This window comes from Haloferax sp. ATB1, assembly GCF_000730175.1.
In genome coordinates this window covers 40,759-59,540 of the sequence record NZ_JPES01000004.1, presented here as the reverse complement: position 1 = coordinate 59,540, position 18,782 = coordinate 40,759, and the positions used below count along the sequence as shown (strand labels likewise).

Here is an 18,782-nt window from a genome sequence, read left to right as displayed (position 1 = left end):
GGGTGTATTGAGTGTCATAACTGGAGTATCGTGTCGGAGATGTTCACACCGGGTCCGAGTCGGTGAGGACTTCGACGAGGGCGGGGCCGTCGTACGCGATTGCTTCTTCGAGAGCGTCGTCGAGTACGTCGGAATCGTCGACGAAGACGCCGTGGCCACCACAGTTATCGGCGAACTCGGCAAATCCCGGATTGACGAGGTCGGTCTGCCAGACGTCCCAGCCGCCCGTGCGCTGTTCCTTGCTTATCTTCCCGAGTTCGTCGTCGTTTAACAGGACGTGCGTGACGTCCATGTCGTACTTTACGGCGGTCGTGAACTCGCTCATGTACTGTCCGAAGCCGCCGTCGCTGGAGACCGAGATCACCTTGCGACCGGCGAACGGCGACTCGGGTTCCTGTGTGGCCGTCCACGCGCCCAGCGCAGCCGGGAACGCAAAGCCGATCGAGCCGAGATAGCCAGACATCAGGACTGACTGGTGTTCCGGTTCGAAGTACCGTCCGAACGCGTAGGTGTTGTTCCCGACGTCGACGGGGATGATCGCGTCGTCGGGGATGAGCCGCGTCATCGCGTCGAAGGCGGTGGCATAGTTGACGCCTCGCTCGGGCGTCTGGGCGCGGCGCGTCGCTTTCTCTTCGCGCCAGATTTCCCACCGGTCGGCGAGTTCTTCGCGCTGACTCTCCGCCTCGGCGTCGCCGATGCGATCATGCAGTTCGTTGACGGTGACGCCGATCTCGCCCCAGACGGGTACGTCGATACTGTGGAACTTCCCGAGGGTCATCGCGTCGTAGTCGACGTGAATCGTCGGCTTGTACTCCGCAATCCCCGTGTGATTTGAGAAGCTCGCGCCGAAGACAGCCAGCAGGTCTGCTTCGTTCATGAAGTGGCTCGCGATGGGCGTCCCGCTCCGGCCGAGGACACCACCGGCGAGCGGATGCGAGTCGGGAATCTGTCCCTTCCCTTTGAACGTCGTCAGGACTGGACAGTCGAATCGTTCGGCGAGGTCGACGATCCCATCCATCTCGAAGCGAGCCCCGTGGCCGGCGATAATGACCGGCCGCTCGGCGGTTTCGAGCAGGCCCACAGCATCCTGGAGCGCGTCCTCTGGCGGGCTGATGTCGCGCTCGTGATGCGTCCCTCGGGATCGCCTGGCTCGACTCCCTCCGCAGACTGGGTCTGTATCTCGTCCGGGAAGATCAGGTGCGAGACCCCTCGTTCGAGGATCGCGGTCTTGGCCGCTCGGGTCGCAAGTTCTGCGTGTTGGCTGTCCGGCAGGACGGTCGCCTCGAATTCGGCGACGTCGCCGTAGGCGGCTTCGAGGTCGACCTCTTGGAAGTTGCCCGTGCCGAGGACCTGTGACTCGACCTGGCCCGTGAGCGCGATGGTCGGAGCACCATCGACGTTCGCATCCCACAGCCCCGTGAGCATGTTCGTCGCGCCGGGGCCGGCGATGGAGAAACACGCCGCCGGACGCCCGGTGAGTTTTCCGTAGGCCGACGCGGCGAATGCGCCAGCGCCCTCGTGACGGACACCGTAGTACGCGAGGTTCCCCTGGTCGGCCTCACGGCGGAGTGCGTCGGCGAGGCCGAGATTCGAGTGGCCGACGATCCCCCAGACCTGCCGGACGCCCCAGTTGACCAGTGTCTCGGCGATAACGTCGGAGACCGTCCGCTCGTGAGATTCTTTTTCCGGAAAGCCGACGTAGATGCCGTCGTCGCGTTCCTCGACCGGAAACGTCTGGACGCAGTCGTCGTGAGGACCGGGTGTCTCGCCGGTAAGCGGGTCGAAATCCCACCCATGCCACGGGCAACGAAGCCAGCCAGTCTCGATCGATCCCTCGCCAAGAGGACCGCCTTGGTGGGGACAGTTGTTATCGAGCGCAGCATATTCACCGTCGTGATGGGTGACAGCGACGGTCGTATCGCCACAGCTGATAGCCTTGACTCGGCCCTCAGGTAGTTCACCGGGAGAAAGTGCCTTGTACCACGTCAGATCCCCGCGTGGCGTGTTCGGGGACGAGTTTGCGCCCATGTAATTGCGACCCGCGGAGAACGGGCTTAATCACGCCGCGGGCGTTACGTTCTGTTCCAACCCTCCACAGTATTTATATACTGATTGCTGAGCGATGTCCCGTTCACCCTCGCTCTGGTTTATGAGACTTCGATCTCGAAGCGAGTTCCTCCCGCTTCGGCATCACAGACAGTGATTTCCCAGCCGTGTGCCTCGGCGATTTCGGCGACGATAGCGAGGCCGAAGCCAGTCCCGTCGCTGGTCGTTGTATGTCCCCACTCGAATACGGTATCTTGCTCGTCCGCTGGGATCCCTTCGCCGTCATCTTCGACGTAGAACCCGTCACTATCGTCTCTATCGAGCGTTCCGACACGGACGGTGACGGACTCCCCACCGTGAGTGTATGCGTTCTCGAAGAGGTTTGCGAAGAGTTCGTGGAGGCGGTCTCGATCCGCGTGAAGTGTCCTCGATGACTCGATTTCGAGAGTCGCTGGGTCGAGTTCACAGTCGATCCAGACCTCTCGTGCCAGGGGCTCCAACTCGATGTCCGTTCGCTCGCCGACGAGGTGTCCTTCCCGGGTGAGCTGCAGGAGTTCAGACAACATCTCGTCCATTCGGTCTGCGGCGTCCTCGATGGCGTCGAAGTGTTCGGGGTCGCCATTCTCCCGGGCAAGGGTCACATGGCCTTTGATGATCGAAAGAGGGTTCTTGAGGTCGTGTGAGACGATGCTGGCAAACCGATCCAGCCGTTCGATTTTTTCCTCTAGTTCCTGCCGGTGTTCGACGCGGTCGGAGATGTCACGGAGCATCGCGATCATCTGTGTCGGATCGGTTCCATCTTCGCCGGCGTCTAGTGCGGCCCCGGAAATCTCGGTCGGAACCTCTTCCCCGTCTTTAGTGAGACAGGTCAGATCGTCGGTGAATCCCGATCCTTCCTCGTACACTTGGGAAATAAACTCCTCCCGGACGCGCTCGATGTCATCCGGGTGGATATCGTGTGGATGCATCGAGAGGAGCTCCTCTTGGGAGTACCCGAGTAGCTCACAGGCTGCGGGATTGACGTCCAGAAACGATTCTGTCTCCAGATCGACGACCATCACTGCGTCGTTGTTGTATTGGAAAATCTTGCGATACCGCTCTTCAGGAGACGAACCTGTAGCGGCGGACGGACCCGCCGAAAGGTCACTCGGAGGGTCATCCCGCTCCCGATCCTCGGTCATTTTCCTAGTGTGGGTACGGATGTCTTCTGCATATATAATACGCGCTGCGGTGTGCAATACACCCGAACCCCCTCGTGAGTTTTTATTTATTATGATCAGTCTACCAGCGTGATGGATACGGCGTCACAGAAGCAGCAACCGACGAAAACGAGTCGCTACCGTGTCCTCCTCGTTCTTGCTGTTGCTGAACTGCTTGCGATGACGCTCTGGTTCAGTGCATCAGCGGTCGGGCCGGAACTCGCGGCCCTCTGGGATCTTTCGAGCGCTGAGACGGCATGGTTGACGAACGCGGTGCAACTGGGGTTCGTCGTCGGCGCCGTGCTTTCTGCGACACTCACCCTCTCGGATACGATTCCACCGCGGTACCTGTTTGCTGTCTCAGCCGCCATCGGCGTGGGAGCGACTGCACTTATCGCCCTTGCCGTGTCGTCGTTCCTCCCGGCTGTTCTGTTACGGTTTCTCACCGGTGTCGCACTGGCCGGTGTGTACCCGACAGGCATGAAAATCATGGCTGGCTGGTTTCGGGAAGGACGCGGTTTCGCTATCGGCACGCTCGTCGGTGCACTCACGATCGGGTCGGCGATGCCGCATCTGCTTCGGGCGATCGGTGGCGTCGGCCGTCCGCGACTCGTCTTACTTGGTGCGGCTGGGCTCGCAGCAGTCAGTGGTGTGCTCGTTCTCTTTGTGCGTCCAGGCCCCTACCAAGCTCCGGCAGCACCGTTCGATCCCGGAGCCGTTCGGCGGATGCTCGGTGACCGCGGGACGATGCTCGCCAATCTCGGATATTTCGGTCACATGTGGGAATTATACGCCGTCTGGGCGTGGATTCCCGTGTATCTGGCTGCGAGTTTCGCTGCCAGCGGCGACCCGGCACCGACACTCGCTGCGCTACTTGCGTTCGGAACCATTGCGGTAGGGGGTATCGGTGCCGTCGTCGCCGGTGTGTTCGCAGACCGAATCGGACGGACGACCGTCACGAGTGGAAGCATGGTCGTCAGCGGCACAGCCTGTATTGGTGCCGGCTTCGTGTTTGGTGGGCACCTGCTCGTCCTCGTCCCGTTCCTATTGATTTGGGGATTCGTCATCGTCGCCGACTCTGCGCAATTCTCGGCGGCCGTCTCCGAACTCGCCGAGGACAGTTACGTCGGGTCAGCCCTGACGCTGCAGACCGCTATCGGCTTTCTACTCACAGTGGGGTCGATTCAGATCACACCGATTATTGCGAGTGTCGTCGGTTGGCAGTGGGCGTTTTCGCCATTGGTCATCGGACCGTTCGTCGGGACGGTTGCGATGCTGTGGCTCCGACGGCTTCCAGAGGCAGCTGCACTGGCTGGCGGTCGCGGGTGACCCTTCTCGCTCTCGCCCCAAGAGGTGACTTCCTCAATTGATTTCTGTAGGGAGCACAGCGACGAGCATGCCGATCAAAGCTCCCCAGATTGTGTGCCCGACGAGGGATACGATGCCAAGGTTCGGAATCGACGCCGGTATTCCGACGAGATTGAGCCAAACCCCCATGACGACGCCGGCGGCGACGAGCCACAGGAACACGCCGTACAGGACACCTAACGTGATGCTTCCAGCGAGGTTCTCAGCGTACTGCTTGAGACTATCGACGGCCACCGCAGCGACGAACACAGTCGCGAATACGATGCTGTGGAACAGGTGAGTTACCCACCCGACAGCAACTGTCTGAACTCCGTAGAGTGCGCCGATAATGCCCATCTCGCCCGCGACAAGCTGGAGAATCAATCCCATAACGACCCCTGCCACGATACCCGCGAGAGCTGCGTTCCGAAGGTTAGCCACGCTGACTCCCGGGCGATCACTCTCTGGCGCTTGCTGCGATGTCCGGAGCAGTGTGATAACGACTGCAGTGCTCGTCCCATCTTCGACGATGTCGATCGTTCCCCCATACTGTGCCACGAGCAATCTAATGATTGGTATTCCGTAGTCGAGATTCTGGTTTTCCTGCTCTGGCACTCCCTCCAACAGCACTTCGCGGGCAGCCTCACTGAGCCACTGTCCAGTGGCCGAAACGGAAACGTCAACCGTGTTTTCTCTGGGATTGACTGCCACCGAAACCTCATTTGTCGAGGTCCGTTCGAGTGCCATCCGAATTGGTTCCGTAATCAGCGTCTCGAGGTACTCGTCCGCACGAACTTGGACAGATGGAGGTTCTTCTACGGAGACCGTAGCGTCGTCTGGAAGCTGTTTTGAACTTTCTTGGATGATAGCGGCAAGATCAACTGAGGTGAGTGTTCCTGCAGTCTCGCCGACGGTTCGGATGAGAAAACCCACCTGATCTACCGTTTCTTCGATTCGATCGACCCCGTCCCGAACCGCCTCGAAACTCCGATCGGTACTATCGCCGTTACTCAGCAGTTCTGCATGTCCTCGGATTGCCGTAATCGCGTTCAAAATTTCGTGGCGGAGGAGTCGATTAAGCAATACGATTTGGTCGGACTGTCTTGAGAGTGATTGCTGGCGTCGCTTGTCTCTCGCCGACCGTATCCCTACGATGATACCCCCTGCTCCGCCACCAAGCACTGCATTAGCGATGACTGTATTCGATGAAAACGTCGAGAGGATGTTGGACGGTTCGATAGCCCCGAGACCGACCATTGCAAAGATTCCGAAGCTCCCGATGAGAAACCAGGTCGCGACGGTTCGAGCGTAGGTTCTGTCACGGTACTGACAGCAAGACTGACGCCGTAGATGACTAGCCCCAGTCCGATAATGAGGGGCACCAGTCGTAATATCGTAGCTACACTTGAGGAATTTGAGCCAGTATAAATCACCCCGATCAAGAGGGTTCGCGTAAGAACAAACGCAACCACAGCGATCAGAATCCCTCCGGGCTTAATTCGAAGCTCGTCACCTGCAGATGGAAACATTGGTGGCGTATCGTGTGTTCAGACTATTTTCTCGGAGTTCCCGTGAACTCCAAAAATGGTTGGCTCATTGGTTGATCCGTCCACGTGGGCAGAGAGGGTGGGGGGACCCGTCTCGATTGTTAGAATGTGATGACTTCGTAGCCGTCGTCGACGAGCGACCGGATACTCGGGTGGCCGTCGTGGTCGTCGAGTCGGACCACTCCGGAGTCGTTCACAGCGTCATCGACGCCGAATGCGCCAGAGCAGTAGTCACAGGCCGATGCATTGTCTTTGACTGCTTGATAGAGCTCGTGGGGATCGCTATCAGGATCTTCGAGTTCGGGAATCCACTGGGTTCCGGCCCCGTCGAAAATCAGTTCTATCTCGTCCCCATCTGTTTCAGCGAATTCCTTGGCCGTCTCCAGACCGTTCACGACACGACCGAGATTTTCGTGTCCTTCTGTTCCAGCCAGAATCACAACTGCTGCTTTTGCCATTGCGATAGTGAGTATTACCGCGGAGATTATAGTTCGTCTGCGGCCGTGCAACGGTGATACGTCTGCGAACGTGGTTTAAATACCCCTTCCGGTTGGTGAGACTCACGACATCGAAAATGTAGTAAAAGTCTTCTCTGGCTGTGGTTTTGAGGATTGAGATACCGTCACCCAGAGGGACACCCATCCGACTGCCTTTTGTAACGGCACCTCGGTTTGCGACGACGTACGCTTCGAGGCCATCGAGAACTTATTCGAACGTTTTCCGGAAGCGAGACGCCGTCATCAATTTTGCGCGTGTCTCGGCTCAGAGTTCGACGGCTGTTGCTGACTCAACCTCGAAGCGAGTCACTTCTGGCTCTCCTGCGAGGAGATCCGGTAGTTCAGCTTCGAATTGTTTGAAGTGGTCGGACTCAGCGTGTGCTCCGAACGCTGCTTCGTCCTCGTACTGTTCGAAAAACCGGAACAGGTTCTCGTCGTCGACGTCGGTCGCGACTCGGTAGTCGATGATACCCTTCTCCTTCCGCGAATTCTCGGCCAGTTCGCGGATTAATTCAGTCGCTCTCTCGTGATGTTCCGCAGCGATCGGAAACGTTGCGTGGACAACTAACATGCCACCTGTATCGAGGACGGACAGGTGATTATCTGTTCACCAACTGTGTAACGAAGCCGCACACCTGTGGAGGGTTTAGTATAGCTTCCACACAGGGCATCTCCCCGGATCACTCCTCGGGGTAGCCATTGAGGGAGCCAGTAAACTCAGTGCGAGTGGCCGCCTCGGGAGAACTGCCCCGAAAACGCTCGCTGAATCACCTCCGAGAGTGCAGGATGGATGTGGATGGATTCGCGAATATCCGTGACTGTCCCAGATCCGGCTTTCATCGCGACGACGACCTCTTGGATGAGATCGGAGGCCTCGGGCCCGATGATATGACACCCGAGGATCTCACCTTCCAAGTCGATGATGACCTTGACGAAGCCGTCGGCTTTCATTGCACTTCCACGTGCTGTCTGGTCGTACTGATAGGTCCGCGTCGCATACTCCGTGCCCGTTCCCTGAAGCGCAGACTCGTGTACACCCACACCTGCGACTTCTGGTGACGCAAACACGGAGAAGGGCATTGCAGTGTAGTCGACCGGCTGGAGGTCGTCGCCGAAGAGATTTCGGGCGACGGCCTGGGCTTCGTGGTTCGCACTGTGCTTCAAGAGATACTCGCCGACGATATCTCCGAGGGCCCAGACTCCCTCAGCGGTCGTCCGGAGATACTCGTCGGTCTCGACGAAGCCTCGCTCGTCGGTTTCGACCCCTGCTGCGTCGAGATTGAGTCTATCAGAGTTCGGAGTGCGGCCTGCGGCCACGAGTAGCGTATCTCCCGTCACAGTCACTGACTCATCCTCGCGTATTCCGCCGTCGTCTCCGTACTCGTAGGGATGTGCCTCGACGGTCACAGTCCCATTGCTCTCCGAGGCAGCTGTCGCTGCATGTCCGGTGTGAACGGTGAACCGCTCGGCGTATCGGTCGGTGAACGCCTCGGCAACCTCCTCGTCGGCCTCCGGGAGGAGATTCGGGCGTCGCCCGATAATCGTCACATCGCTCCCAAACGTCCCGAAGAAGTGACCGAGCTCGGCGGCGATGTAGCCACCCCCCACGATTACGAGGTGGTCCGGTGGGGTTTCCAACTGCAACGCTTCCGTGCTGGTGAGATAGTCCACGTCGTCAATCCCGTCGATATCGGGGATTGCCGGCCGCGTCCCGGCGGCAATCAGCACAGTCTCAGCTCGAATTCGAGAATCTTCGTCAACACCGCTGACAATTTCGACGGTGCGTTCGTCCACGAATCGTCCTTCACCTTCGTAGAGATCGTGTTGAGAGGAGGAACGGAGTCCGTTCCGGATGGAGTCGGCGTCGCCACTCACGTCCTCGTTGACCTCGCGAACCATCTCTGCAAAGTCCACATCAGTTATTTCTGCATCAATGTGGAACGCGTCGGCACTCTCGATCGTTTCGAGTACGTCAGCGTGGTACAGCAGCATCTTGGACGGGATGCATCCGCGGTTGAGACACGTCCCACCGAGCGGGCCTTTCTCCACGACTGCAACGGATTGGCCGCGGTTGGCTGCGGCGTTCGCAACGTCCAGTCCAGAGCCCGAACCGATGACCAGGAAATCGACTTCGTTCATATACCGTATTCTACATCCGCGAATATAATCACCTGCGCCAGTGTTCGGGTTTTTCCCACACTCGCGACGGGACAAGACACAGTGCCAGCTGAGTCGTCGATTTTATCCGAGGACCCGTTGTTACTGTGTCAACTCGCTTCGCAGAGTGTCCTACCTCGGCTCCACGACTTCCTCACAAGAAGGACACTCGGCAAACATCCCGATGGAATCGTCGGACCGCTCGAACGTGATCAACTCGTCGATCGGTCGGATGTCGTGACCGCAGTTGGGGCACACACCAAGGCGTGAATCGTCACTCATCATCGAAGAGAGGGGCGGAGCGTGTGACAGAATGCCCCCTTCAGGTGTCTGTCGAAAACACACATAAGGATTCGTCGGGGTTGCAATAGTGTTTCACAACAGCGGGTGGGACTGTTATGGGATTGTCAACCGCACTTAGGGATTCATAAGCCCGTAGAAACTCTCCGGACCGTGGTCATCTTGCCAGGCAAACGCGTAGAGGCGTCGTGCTGGGGCCCGAGATAGAGTACGACCATCTTCACTTTGCCCCGTCTGGATGTCCCACGAGACGCCATCAGCGTACAGTGTGCCGCTGCGCACCTCGAAGTCGTATCCGGGATTCTCGAACGCGTGAATGTCGCCGTCAGTACTTACGACGAGCACGTCGAGATGTCCCACTGTGTCAGTGACGACGCCCCCTGCGGCCTGAACTTGGGGCACCGGATATCCAACTGCGTCACCGTCGTTGACGATCCCCAATACGACCGTCTTGGCGTCGATATCGTCGCGGCCCCACGTGCGTTTCCGTCCTTCACCTCGCATTTCACGGAGTCCGAATCCGTCAGCAGCGTCGTACCGCTCGTAGGAGGTCATCTCGTACACTGCTCGTGGCGAGTTCCCACGAGGGTCACCCTCGCCGCCGTGAACCGGCTGGAGTACGATTCCATTCGGGTACTCCGACCGAAAGCACTGCCAGGACATCATCGACGCCGGCACGACGGGCAGCTCTTGTCCACTGAGTGGACCGTCAATTGCCCGACCAAGTGGCTGCTTCCACTCCGACTCGGTTTCACGATCGTACATTACAAGGGCGTCGTCGGCAAGCTTCCCGGAAGTCCCGAACGTCAATACGCGGTTGTTGACCCGTCGGTCGTAGACGACTGCGCTCGCACAGATTGGACACCACGTGACCGCAATCGGACGTGAGCCATCTGTCGAGTCTCCGGAGCTGTTCGACTCATCACCGGGTCGCCCGTCTTCACCGAGGGCGTCGTTGACGATCTCGTGATAACTGAGAATCCGTACTGGATACGCTCGTGCCGGGGTGGTTTCGACGACAATCACCTCGTCATCATCCTCTCCAAAGTATTCCGTAGCGAACACGGGGTCGTCGATACTCGGAATGGCGTCCCGCGGGAGGACGTCCTGGGTATGCATACACACAGAACAGGGGGAACATCAATAACCTCTGTGAACAGCCTCTTCGAAGAGACTTCGTTCGGACTGCATCGAATACTACTGGCGGGGTATTTGATGCTGCTCCGTGTTAGGTGAGCCATGGCTCGGAACTCGTTTCGTACATCGACCGGACGGGCCGTCCCCGCCGTGACCGCCGAGGAGATGCGTGATGTCGACCGTATTGCCGTTGAGGACGTCGGGTTACAGGTGCTCCAGATGATGGAGAACGCGGGTCGAATACTCGCCTGGCACGTCCGCGACGTTGGAAACGGCGAGGCGATAATCGTCGCTGGAAACGGCGGGAATGGCGGCGGCGGTCTCGCCTGTGCACGACATCTTGCGAATCGTGGAATTCCGGTACGGGTGGTTCTGGACAGATCCGCTGCAGAACTGAGTGGCGATGCTGCTCATCAGTATCACATTCTCGATGAAATGGAACTCTCGCTCACTACCGGCGTCGATTCTCTCGCAGACTCCAGCGACCAGGCGGTGATCGTCGACGCGCTGATCGGCTACGGGCTCAGCGGAGCGGTTCGCTCACCGGCGGCCGAATTCACCGACCGAATAAATGAAATGACGGGGCCAACGATCTCGCTTGATATCCCCTCTGGGATCGACGCGACGACCGGCGAACCGCTTGGAACGGCGGTTGTCCCGGACCGCACGGTGACACTCGCACTTCCGAAGACAGGACTCGACGCACCGACAGGAGAGCTGTACCTTGCGGATATCAGCATCCCTCGAACAGTCTACGAGCGACTCGACATCGAGTACGACCGCCCGTTCGGAGACGATGACTGGGTTCTGCTCGACCAGTAGGTCGAACGCTGCCTCTGTGTGATACTGTTGCACGCCCCCCGCTTCTTGAAGTCCGTAGTTGTGTTAGTATTTCACATGATCCGTGTAGGACAGGAGGCACCGGATTTCACGCTTCCCGGAGCGGCCGCCGGGACGGTCGAAACGCACGGTCTCTCGGAGTACACTGATCGGGGGTGGGCGGTGGTTCTTGTGTTCTATCCATTCGATTTCCATCCGGCGTGTACAGAGCAGTGGTGTTCGCTCCGGGATGCTGACTGGCTCACGCTCCTGGACGACGTGGTCGTCCTCGGCATAGGGGCGGATGGGGCCTACTCCCACCGCGAGTATGCGACGAAAAACAACATTCAGTTCCCGCTCCTATCTGACACGGACGGGCAGGTCAGTCGAGCATATGGCGTATTGGCCGAGGAGTTTGAGGGACATCGAGATGTTCCCGAGCGAGCGACGTTCGTCGTCGACCCTGACAGAACCGTCCAGTACGCGTGGTCAGCTCGTAGCCCGGAGGAACAACCCAATCTCGAAGCACTGCGGAAAGCAACCAACTTCCGCGACAATCAATGCGCTATCGAGGATGCCGACGAGTCGACCTGAGGGTCTAGGCGACAGGAGCTCGAAGACCTTAATAAACATTTCGGGACTCTGGGTTAGTCCCACATGCTCTCCTTCTTTTTATTGAACACTGGACGGTTTCCCCTACTATGGCCACTGAAACTAGGCGTGAAGTCCAGACCGATTCACAGTCGGTTAACTGGAAGGCGGGTGCCGTTGGTGGAATAGCAGGCGGAATCGTCATGGGTGTGTTGATGCTCGCGATGAACGACGCGGTACTTGCGGTGGCGATCCCGTCGTTGTATACGCTGCTCCGCCACCAAATATCCCTGTAGGGGTAGCTGTCCACGTATTTCACGGTACAGTCCTGGGTATCATTTTCGCTGGGATTGCTAGCAGCCTAGAGCTCGACTCCTCACGCAATATCATCGGCCTCGGTCTCGCTTGGGGCATCGTGACTTGGGCTGTTCTGGCCGCACTTCTCATGCCAGTCTGGCTCAGCACCGTTGGTTCCCCCGCCTCGCCTCCGTTTCCCAACTTCGCGCCGCCGTCTCTCATCTGGCACGTAGTGTATGGACTCGTGCTGGGTGGCGTTTATATTGCGACTAAAGACAGACTCTGACTCTACTTAGCTGAAACAGGGAGAAACTGCCGTTTTGGCTCTGTAGAATCACTCTGGGAGTTATAGATTCGATTGGTAGTTTGAACGAGTGCAGGCTCTTCGGAAGTCACGATTGCTCCAGTTCGTTTAAGAGGCATTTCACTCACAACATCGACAAGACACTCGAACGCTAAATATAACGGTCTAATTGATTACCGAGATCATCACCGAAAGAATAGGATTACCGCAGCCGTTTTGAAATCGTCAAACATTGGGTTGTTTCAGCTAATGTGCAGCATGCAGCGCGTGGGTGAAACAATCGTCGATGACGAACAGAGCCAGCCGGTCATCAAAATCCACGTTGATTGTACCGGACATTGTTGCTGGTTGTGAGTACAATTTATTCTGGTCTTTCGTGAGCATGAGCCCTTCTAAGGGAGATTCAGAAGCTATAGTGGCTCTAATCGGGCTATAACGCGCAAATTCGTCCATCCACGACTAGGGCAGGAATCTCGGGGACAACGACATACATCAGCACTCGTACGAATCTAGCTGTCACGGTGTGTGATACCAATGAACAAAGTCGAGCAATGGAAGCAGGAGAAACATCCTCTCGATATTATTGAGGACGTTTACGAGTACGCGGCTGATGGCCTCTCGTTTGAGGAGATTGAAGAGAGAGCAGGCGATGGCGAGTGGGAGCGGCTGAAGTGGGCTGGGATGTATGCCCACGGCCGTCAGGAAGGGTACTTTATGCTCCGTACGAAGGTGCCCGGTGGATATCTTACACCCGAACAAGCTGAGGTCATCGGTGAGGTGGCCGACGAGTACGCCACCGCACCCGACGAGTACGGCGGCAAAGAGCAAAATGACGTTTGGGGGGACGCCTTTCTCGATATAACGACGCGACAGGACGTCCAGATGCACTGGATTAAAATCGAGGATATGCCCGACATCTGGAAGGCTTATGACCAGGTCAACCTGACGACTATACAGGGATGTGGCGACAGCGCTCGCAACGTCCTTGGTTGTCCAGCGGCAGGTCTCGATGAACACGAGTGCTTCGACGCTCAGCCTGTCGTCGAAGCGGTTTCGGACTTTTTCACCGAGAACCGCGAGTACGCGAACCTTCCGCGGAAGTTCAAGATGACCATTACCGGTTGTCGGGAGGACTGTGCTCAGTCGCAGATCAACGACGTTGGCCTCATACCGGCTCGTAGGAGCGTCGACGGTAAGGAAGTATACGGCTTCCACGCCCGCGTCGGTGGCGGGCTCTCCGATGGACCCCGCATGGCGTCAAATCTAGATGTCTTCGTCCAGCCCGAGGACACCGTCGAGTTCTGCCGTGCGGTCGCACAGACGTTCAAAGAACTCGGCGATCGCAACAACCGGGGCGTTTGCCGGATGCGATATCTCGTCCAGCAGATGGGACCACGGAAATTCGAGGAGGCAGTGCGTGATCGCTGTGACGTTGACCTGCTCTCGCGGGGACAGGATCTCACGCGAGGGTACCGAGGCGACCACGTGGGGGTACACGAACAGCGCGAAGAGGGACTCTACTACATCGGATTCAACGTCATCGCGGGTCGCATGGGGGGTGACGAACTCTCCGAGGTCGCCAGGGCTGCCCGAGAGTACGGTACCGAAGGCACCTCTATTCGACTCGCCACTGACCAAAACTTCCTCATCACGCATATTCCCGAGGACAATCTCACAGCTCTGTTAAACGAACCGTTCGCTCGAAAGTACGAACACGATCCAGGTCCGTTCGCCCGCGGTGCGGTCGGCTGTACGGGTTCAGAGTTTTGCAACTACGGTATCATCGAGACAAAAAAGCGTGTCTACCGATGGGCTCGTTCCTTGGATCGTCATGTCGACGTACCCGACGATCTCGACGTGGTCAGAATGCACATGTCGGGCTGTTCGGCTTCCTGTGCACAGCCGCAAATAGCCGATATCGGGTTCCGTGGTGAAACCGTCAAAATAGACGATCCCGAAGGAACGACCAACGAAGAGGGCGACAACATCGTCGAGGGGATGGATTTCGGACTCGGCGGGAGCCTCGGTCCGAACAACGAATTCCTCGATTGGGTCGAGCACGCGGTTCCCGCCCGCGCTGTCGTACCTGCGCTCCAGCAGTTGTTTGACGTCTTTGGCGACGAACGCACTGAGGCCGAACGCTTCTACGAGTGGACCCGACGAACCAGCAACGCCCGGCTCCGGAGTATCATGCAACGGGCTGACGCGAACGTCTCCGGAGGTGTCGCCCATGGGGACTGACGAGAGTGGTCCTCTTCCCGGCGTTCCCGACGCCAGCACCGATGGTGTCTCCTGCAGCTGTAACGAGGGATGTGACTGCAGGAATCGTCCAGCTGCTGCTGACGGGGGTGCCCGTCCCAGTAACGTCGACAGCGAAGGGAATCTGATCAACTTGACTTTCAAAACGCCGGCCGAGGGAAAGAGCCAGGATATCTCCCAGAAGGCTCGGGCAGACGTGTACAGGTGCCTGACGGTGTCGATCTTGATACACCTGGTTACTCGATTCGTCGCGAGATGAACGACATCGAGGAACCCGACGACAAGACGTGGTTCATGGAACTCGATGAGGCCGTTATCGACGAGGGACGCTGTATTCAGTGTGGTACCTGTGTCGCCGCCTGCCCGTCAGACTCGATCGGTATCGGTGAAGACGACTTACCAGAACTTGTCAAGATGTGTACAGGCTGTTCGCTCTGTTGGGACTTCTGCCCCCGCGGGGGACTCAGGTACGAACGGCAGTGGAAGATCACTGGCGGCGAGGACAACGTCTCGGGTGCTGGCGATACGATCACGGAGTTTTCGGCGAAGGTCGACGAAGAATGGCAGAAGAAAGCCCAAGACGGTGGGCTCGTGACGAGTGTACTTCTCCACTTACTGGAGGCGGACGAGATCGACGGCGCACTCATCGCTACCGAGAGCGAAGACGAACCCTGGAAGGCAGAAAGTCTGCTCGCCACTACGCCTACGGAACTCATCGAAAACGCGGGGAGTTTCTACAATCAGACGATGGCGCTCGGTAATCTCAATGTCGATCGGTGGCGCGAAAAATTCCCCGAAAAAGATCCTCGAGAGCTCTCGTTGGCGCTCGTCGGAACGCCCTGTGAAATCGAGGGAATTCGTGCGTTGCAGGATTTTGACTGGGACTACGCCAGCCAAGAGGAGGGAGTCAGGGCGATCGAGTATACGATCGCTCTAATGTGTACGAAGAATTTCAACTACGAACGTCTCATCGGCGAGCAACTCCAAGAGAAACGTGGTATCGATCCGACGGACATCGGTAAGATGGACGTTCTCCACGGCGACATGATGGTTTACGACAAGAGGGGTGAGATGATGCTCAAAGAGGACATCGAGGAATTCCACGGTGCAGCGCTGAAGGGCTGTGATGAGTGTGCGGACTTCACCGGCTACTGCGCGGATCTGACCGTCGGCTCAGTGGGTTCGAGTGACGAATACTCCAGCGTCATCATCCGAACCGAACAGGGACTGAAGGCGTGGAAACTCACCGAACCAGACCTCGATTACCACGACCTAGAAGACCGCTCAGCAATCGGAGGTCTCCAGTCGTGGGACAAAAAGAAGGCTTTCGAGTCGCTCCACCGGCCCTTCGATCCTGACGCTCCACGGTTCATCGAGTATACGGACCATGCCGAGTGGTACGGAACCGAACGGAATCCACACGAGGCAGATCACTGATTTTCGCACGCAATCTGGTACACATAACGGCCATATATCGCTCGATATGCTTGTCCACCGCACGAACAATCGTTGTCGAGACTTATGAGAGTCGGCGCTCTCGTTCTGTACTATGACAAACGAAGTTTCCTCGGCTACGCTTTTCGAATGCGACTCCTGCGGTAACCTCGGTATCGGTCAGGAAGGGATAATTTGCTGCGACACAGCGATGACGCGGGTTAGTGACGAAAATATTGGCGTCAGCGAACCATCGCTCAACCAGTTGATGCGGACCGTCTTCGATATGTCCGAAACCGAGTTGGACATTTGTCTTTGTGTTATGGAAGGTGGCGAACAGACCGTAGCAGAGCTTGCTGAGCAGATTGATTATGACAGAAGTGTCGTCTCCCGGCATCTCAACCATCTTGCCGACCTCGGCGTAGTTGACAAACAGCGGCGGATCCTCAAAGAAGGCGGACAGGTCTATGTATACACACCGAATGACCCGGCTGCGGTGAGACGAAATCTATTGGGAGCATTCATATTCTGGGTCCACGGGGCTACCTCACTTATCGATTCATTGAGTCGAGAAAAGGTCGAGGCTATCGTCAAGACTGATGCAGAGGACCCTCAGTGGAAAATCTATCAGGAGTGAAAACGGCGGCTTTGTTGAAATTCTATTAGCCCAACATCTTTATTGCTGACACAGCCGCAAAGTAAGTGTGCCAGCTTCGCGGACTATTCTTGGCGGTTCTCCCACGACTTGCCGATTGCTACTCCAAGGACGAACCCGACTCCGATTCCGACGGGGATATTATCTATTGCAATACCAATTCCAGCACCAAGAGCGAGACCGATTCCAATGCCAGTCCCGGTACCTCGGCTTATTGCTGATGATTTGATCATCCAGTAGTTTAGCGTGACTATCTGATAACTATTCTCTCTGTATTGTTCAATAAGACACTGAGTAGAATTCTACTTAGAGCCTCGCCGGATCGATCTGCCGACCGACGAGGACGAGGCTCCCGACCAACAGCACAACGGCGATCGGCAACAGGAACTGGAATGCTGTCACGATGATGCCCGATGCTTGGATTCCGAGGACGATGAGGACGACTGGTCCACAGCAGGCAGTTCCCGACAGAACGGCGGGGATGCTCGCGAGGAATCCGGACGACGAGGACCCGATTCCGCAGGCCGCTGGCTGGCGCCACGCGAGATACGTAAGACCGAGGTTTAGACCGACCAGGCTGGCGATACCGAGACCTAAAACCGTGTTGAGCGAGAACAAGTAGGTCACTGGGCCGACCGACACGCGAGCGACGGGAGTGAACGAAAACGGACCGAGTTCCGGCTGGAAGAACTTCTCGAGAGCTCCAGAGACGACGGTCACGTCGAACCCTCCGATACCCGGTGCGAGGTGCCCAAGTGCGTATAGATAGATCAAAAGATATCCAACCGCCGTCCCGACGACGACGAGCGTCGCATCAGGGCGGCGGAAGACCTCCGTCGCGGCTGCAATCGTTCGAGAGACCGCTGCTCCGAGCCGCCCGAAAGGGACGTTGTTACGCGTAGACATTGGTGTCTGGGTAGTATCCGTGCCAGGCGAACCACATCGCATCGAACGTGTGGATCCCCGCGAGCGGCAGGGCATTCGGTTCGTACGAGGAATCCCCAACTAGCACCGCACTGCCGTCGGTCGTGACGGTCCGTTCGTCAGGGTTCAGGTAGACGTATCCGGTATCCAGGCGTTGGTCGGCGACTGCGACTACCGGCGTCCCGCTCAGTTCGCCCGTCATTATCCGTTCCTCGAGGAGCGTCGATTTGTCGAACGCGACGGCTCCGTCTGCAGTCCGGGCACCCATGAACACGCGTTTGCGGCTGAATCGGTCGTCTTCTTCGAGCGTTTTGAAGAGCGTGTTTTCGTTGGCATAGTACCCTCCGGGCGGATTGTAGGACCCGTACGGGTCTCTACCGTAGTTTTTTGCGAATCCCGTCTCCGTCGAGAGGACCTGTGTATCGGGATAGCGATCCTGCCACTGCTCCCAAGTCGTCCACACGAGTCTGAACTCCCGCAGCGATTTGGTTCCGGGAGCCGAATTCCATGGCCCAGGTATCGACGTAGCGAGAATCTGGGGCCACCAGGCCTCAGTTGCCCGGTCGTACATGACGAGATTGTTGTTGATCAGGCGGCCGGAGACGCCAAAGGTCGTCTCCCCGCGCTCGAATCCTTGGACAGTTCCGGTCAGCGGACAGTACGTCACCGCGACAGCGAGATCTCCAAGGCGGTCGTTGACGATCTCGTGTTGCACGAGAATCTTCTGTGGGTATGCTTTGATATCACCGTTCAGTGCGACGCCGAACACGGGATCACCGGGTTCGAGGAAATCGGCGTCGTCAGATCCGACGAACAACGGATCGTCGATAGATGGAATCCCGTCTTTGGGTGGTCCCCCCGAGACCGCGAGTGATTCGAGTTCGCTGGGATCCATCGGCAGTATCAGTGTCTCCTCGGCAGTCGGGACGCCTCCGTCGGTGACCGACGTTGATCCGGCGGCACTCGACTCTGCTGTCGTGGTCGGGGTTTCCTCAGATCCAGGGTCTGCACCGCTGGTACACCCCGCGAGCGCACTGAGTCCAGCTACTGCGACGAACTGACGTCGAGTGAATCCCATTAGTGAACAGAACGGGTGAGATCGGATTAACGCTTGAGCGATCGTGTGACTTGCACACACACGGTGGTTGGTTACTTATTGTATTCACCCGAAGCGTATAGAGGAACGATAGTTCGGCCCGACCGAGCGGTTGTTTAATTAGCTCGAACCGGCCCTCATCTGGCCAACCTTGGTTCCGGCGACGAGGTAGG

General features: G+C 57.7%; 15 protein-coding genes and 2 pseudogenes. 7 read left to right on the top strand and 10 right to left on the bottom strand.

The window, feature by feature from the left end:
• Positions 1 to 43: 43 nt before the first annotated feature.
• The 3 genes from ATB1_RS22215 to ATB1_RS00765 form a co-directional block, all read right to left on the bottom strand.
• Entirely contained in the window at positions 44 to 1,081 is a 1,038-nt protein-coding gene (locus ATB1_RS22215; RefSeq protein ID WP_241767979.1) for a thiamine pyrophosphate-binding protein, read from the bottom strand.
• The gene (locus ATB1_RS22210) at positions 970 to 2,028 is read right to left on the bottom strand and encodes a thiamine pyrophosphate-binding protein (RefSeq protein WP_198526007.1); all 1,059 of its coding nucleotides are present in this window, start codon (positions 2,026 to 2,028) and stop codon (positions 970 to 972) included. Before ATB1_RS22210 ends, ATB1_RS22215 begins: the two co-directional genes overlap by 112 nt.
• Before the next feature lie 119 nt (positions 2,029 to 2,147).
• The gene (locus ATB1_RS00765) at positions 2,148 to 3,227 is read right to left on the bottom strand and encodes a nitrogen regulation protein NR(II) (RefSeq protein ID WP_082256214.1); all 1,080 of its coding nucleotides are present in this window, start codon (positions 3,225 to 3,227) and stop codon (positions 2,148 to 2,150) included.
• Between the two features lie 111 nt (positions 3,228 to 3,338).
• Between ATB1_RS00765 and ATB1_RS00760 the strand changes: the two genes are divergently transcribed.
• On the top strand, positions 3,339 to 4,574 hold the full coding sequence (locus ATB1_RS00760) for a nitrate/nitrite transporter (RefSeq protein ID WP_042661817.1): 1,236 nt from the start codon (positions 3,339 to 3,341) through the stop codon (positions 4,572 to 4,574).
• A 33-nt stretch (positions 4,575 to 4,607) separates the two neighbouring features.
• Here ATB1_RS00760 and ATB1_RS19645 read toward each other — a convergent pair whose 3' ends face one another.
• From ATB1_RS19645 to ATB1_RS00735, 5 genes are all read right to left on the bottom strand, one after another.
• Positions 4,608 to 5,849: a histidine kinase dimerization/phospho-acceptor domain-containing protein gene (locus ATB1_RS19645; protein WP_052367620.1), complete on the bottom strand. Its 1,242-nt coding sequence runs from the start codon at positions 5,847 to 5,849 to the stop codon at positions 4,608 to 4,610.
• Between the two features lie 391 nt (positions 5,850 to 6,240).
• Positions 6,241 to 6,597, bottom strand: a complete 357-nt coding sequence (locus ATB1_RS00750; protein WP_042661816.1) for a DsrE family protein — start codon at positions 6,595 to 6,597, stop codon at positions 6,241 to 6,243.
• A 304-nt stretch (positions 6,598 to 6,901) separates the two neighbouring features.
• Positions 6,902 to 7,207, bottom strand: coding sequence for a putative quinol monooxygenase (locus ATB1_RS00745; protein WP_042661815.1), 306 nt, complete (start codon positions 7,205 to 7,207; stop codon positions 6,902 to 6,904).
• A gap of 146 nt (positions 7,208 to 7,353) precedes the next feature.
• A complete protein-coding gene (locus ATB1_RS00740) occupies positions 7,354 to 8,775 on the bottom strand; it encodes a dihydrolipoyl dehydrogenase (protein ID WP_042661814.1) in 1,422 nt (473 codons plus the stop codon).
• A 435-nt stretch (positions 8,776 to 9,210) separates the two neighbouring features.
• On the bottom strand, positions 9,211 to 10,212 hold the full coding sequence (locus ATB1_RS00735; RefSeq protein ID WP_042661813.1) for a DUF3179 domain-containing protein: 1,002 nt from the start codon (positions 10,210 to 10,212) through the stop codon (positions 9,211 to 9,213).
• A 120-nt stretch (positions 10,213 to 10,332) separates the two neighbouring features.
• On the opposite strand from ATB1_RS00735, the gene ATB1_RS00730 reads away from it, so the two are divergent.
• The 6 genes and pseudogenes from ATB1_RS00730 to ATB1_RS00705 all read left to right on the top strand — a co-directional run bounded on the left by ATB1_RS00730 (position 10,333) and on the right by ATB1_RS00705 (position 16,571).
• Positions 10,333 to 11,052 carry an NAD(P)H-hydrate epimerase gene (locus ATB1_RS00730; RefSeq protein WP_042661812.1) on the top strand — a complete coding sequence of 240 codons (720 nt, stop codon included), beginning with the start codon at positions 10,333 to 10,335 and terminating at the stop codon, positions 11,050 to 11,052.
• 75 nt (positions 11,053 to 11,127) lie between these two features.
• A complete protein-coding gene (locus ATB1_RS00725; RefSeq protein WP_042661855.1) occupies positions 11,128 to 11,643 on the top strand; it encodes a redoxin domain-containing protein in 516 nt (171 codons plus the stop codon).
• A 107-nt stretch (positions 11,644 to 11,750) separates the two neighbouring features.
• Positions 11,751 to 12,223: pseudogene (locus ATB1_RS22705) on the top strand (DUF6789 family protein).
• A 552-nt stretch (positions 12,224 to 12,775) separates the two neighbouring features.
• Entirely contained in the window at positions 12,776 to 14,482 is a 1,707-nt protein-coding gene (locus ATB1_RS00715) for a nitrite/sulfite reductase (RefSeq protein WP_042661811.1), read from the top strand.
• Positions 14,472 to 15,937, top strand: a pseudogene (locus ATB1_RS00710) (Coenzyme F420 hydrogenase/dehydrogenase, beta subunit C-terminal domain). Before ATB1_RS00715 ends, ATB1_RS00710 begins: the two are co-directional and overlap by 11 nt.
• A 112-nt stretch (positions 15,938 to 16,049) precedes the next feature.
• On the top strand, positions 16,050 to 16,571 hold the full coding sequence (locus ATB1_RS00705) for a helix-turn-helix domain-containing protein (RefSeq protein WP_042661810.1): 522 nt from the start codon (positions 16,050 to 16,052) through the stop codon (positions 16,569 to 16,571).
• Positions 16,572 to 16,895: 324 nt separating this feature from the next.
• On the opposite strand, the gene ATB1_RS00700 is transcribed toward ATB1_RS00705, so the two are convergent.
• Both ATB1_RS00700 and ATB1_RS00695 read right to left on the bottom strand, forming a co-directional pair.
• Positions 16,896 to 17,495, bottom strand: a complete 600-nt coding sequence (locus ATB1_RS00700) for a hypothetical protein (protein ID WP_042661809.1) — start codon at positions 17,493 to 17,495, stop codon at positions 16,896 to 16,898.
• Positions 17,482 to 18,591, bottom strand: coding sequence for a DUF3179 domain-containing protein (locus ATB1_RS00695; RefSeq protein WP_128081355.1), 1,110 nt, complete (start codon positions 18,589 to 18,591; stop codon positions 17,482 to 17,484). The genes ATB1_RS00700 and ATB1_RS00695 overlap by 14 nt, the downstream gene beginning before the upstream one ends.
• Positions 18,592 to 18,782: the final 191 nt, after the last annotated feature.

Excerpts from the sequence above, each read along its gene's own strand:
- ATB1_RS00730 (WP_042661812.1), top strand. The coding sequence starts at position 10,333 with ATGGCTCGGAACTCGTTTCGTACATCGACCGGACGGGCCGTCCCCGCC.
- ATB1_RS00735 (WP_042661813.1), bottom strand. The coding sequence starts at position 10,212 with ATGCATACCCAGGACGTCCTCCCGCGGGACGCCATTCCGAGTATCGAC.
- ATB1_RS00725 (WP_042661855.1), top strand. The coding sequence starts at position 11,128 with ATGATCCGTGTAGGACAGGAGGCACCGGATTTCACGCTTCCCGGAGCG.
- ATB1_RS22210 (WP_198526007.1), bottom strand. The coding sequence starts at position 2,028 with ATGGGCGCAAACTCGTCCCCGAACACGCCACGCGGGGATCTGACGTGG.
- ATB1_RS00740 (WP_042661814.1), bottom strand. The coding sequence starts at position 8,775 with ATGAACGAAGTCGATTTCCTGGTCATCGGTTCGGGCTCTGGACTGGAC.
- ATB1_RS00760 (WP_042661817.1), top strand. The coding sequence starts at position 3,339 with ATGGATACGGCGTCACAGAAGCAGCAACCGACGAAAACGAGTCGCTAC.
- ATB1_RS00700 (WP_042661809.1), bottom strand. The coding sequence starts at position 17,495 with ATGTCTACGCGTAACAACGTCCCTTTCGGGCGGCTCGGAGCAGCGGTC.
- ATB1_RS00715 (WP_042661811.1), top strand. The coding sequence starts at position 12,776 with ATGAACAAAGTCGAGCAATGGAAGCAGGAGAAACATCCTCTCGATATT.
- ATB1_RS19645 (WP_052367620.1), bottom strand. The coding sequence starts at position 5,849 with ATGGTCGGTCTCGGGGCTATCGAACCGTCCAACATCCTCTCGACGTTT.
- ATB1_RS00750 (WP_042661816.1), bottom strand. The coding sequence starts at position 6,597 with ATGGCAAAAGCAGCAGTTGTGATTCTGGCTGGAACAGAAGGACACGAA.
- ATB1_RS00695 (WP_128081355.1), bottom strand. The coding sequence starts at position 18,591 with ATGGGATTCACTCGACGTCAGTTCGTCGCAGTAGCTGGACTCAGTGCG.
- ATB1_RS00705 (WP_042661810.1), top strand. The coding sequence starts at position 16,050 with ATGACAAACGAAGTTTCCTCGGCTACGCTTTTCGAATGCGACTCCTGC.
- ATB1_RS00745 (WP_042661815.1), bottom strand. The coding sequence starts at position 7,207 with ATGTTAGTTGTCCACGCAACGTTTCCGATCGCTGCGGAACATCACGAG.
- ATB1_RS00765 (WP_082256214.1), bottom strand. The coding sequence starts at position 3,227 with ATGACCGAGGATCGGGAGCGGGATGACCCTCCGAGTGACCTTTCGGCG.